This window comes from Vibrio sp. Vb0937 (assembly GCF_033338855.1).
On sequence record NZ_JAWOTK010000199.1, the window covers coordinates 1 to 1,382 of the forward strand.

The 1,382-nt window shown below is 48.2% G+C and carries 1 pseudogene; it reads right to left on the reverse strand.

Annotated features, from left to right (window positions below):
* Nucleotides 1-1,382: pseudogene (locus R7P67_RS24395) on the reverse strand (hypothetical protein); the annotation flags it as partial.

The window sequence follows — 1,382 nt, forward strand, 5'->3', positions numbered from 1 at the left end:
TGAACCGTCTTGAGCCGAGCCAATCTGCTCAAGGTCATCTTCATCAACGGTGATCGCTTGAACATCGTTAATTGTTGGCTGGTCATCAACAATGGTTACAGGGATGGTTGCCGATGACGTATCGCCATCAAAGTCGGTCGCGATGATTGGAAAGTTTAGCGTCAGTTCATCACTACCAGTCGCGTGATCGATTGGGCCTTCCAACGTAAAGTTGTATGAACCATCGGTATTCACCACCAACGTAAAGACAGGATTGCCATTTGCTGTCGCACTGTAAGTGAAGCTGCCATCTGCATTCGCTGTTTCAACCAAATCAACAACTTCGCCGTGCGACGTTAATCCTGCTACAGGGTTCATCGAACCATCGAGTTGATAGCTCACCACTCGGTCAGAACCTTCCGTTGTGGTGAACTTGCCATCAATAGAAACAACGCCATCTTGAGCAGAGCCAATACTCGTTAAATCGTCTTCATCCACTGTAATGGCATCGACGTTTGTGATGGTCGGTTGGTCATCGACGATAGTCACTGGGATCACCGCAGAGCTGGTGTCACCATCAAAGTCCGTTGCGATGATTGGGAAGTTCAGCGTTAGCTCGTCGCTATTAATAGCGTGATCGATTGGGCCTTCCAACGTGAAGTTGTAAGAGCCATCCACATTCACTACCAACGTAAATACGGGATTGCCATCTGCCGTCGCACTGTAAGTGAAGCTGCCGTCAGCATTTGCCGTTTCTACGAGTACAACCGCTTCGCCATGTGAGGTAAGGCCAGCAACAGGATCCGTCGAGGAATCAAGTTGATAGCTCACCACTCGATCAGAGCCTTCTGTTGTGGTGAATTTACCGTCAATAGAAACGACACCATCTTGAGCAGAACCAACGCCCGATAAATCGTCTTCATCAACCATAATGGCATCGACGTTTGTGATAGTTGGTTGGTCATCGACGATGGTCACTGGGATCACCGCTGAGCTGGTGTCACCATCAAAATCGGTCGCAATAATTGGGAAGTTCAGCGTTAAATCGTCACTACCATTGGCATGGTCGATTGGGCCTTCTAGCGTAAAGTTATAAGAACCATCTACGTTAACAATCAAGGTAAAGACCGCGTTACCACCTGCGGTGGCTTGATAAGTAAAACTGCCGTCTGGGTTGGCCATTTCAGTCATCGTTACCGCGATACCTTGAGATGTCAGCCCTGCTACAGGGTCGGCAGAAGAATCCAATTGATAACTAACGACACCATCAGAACCTTGCGTTGTTGCAAATTGGCCGTTGATGGAAAGTGCATCATTTTGGTCTGAGCCAATCCCCGTCAAGTCATCTTCATCAACTTGGATTGCATCCACACTCGTGATGACTGGTTTATCGTCGACGATAG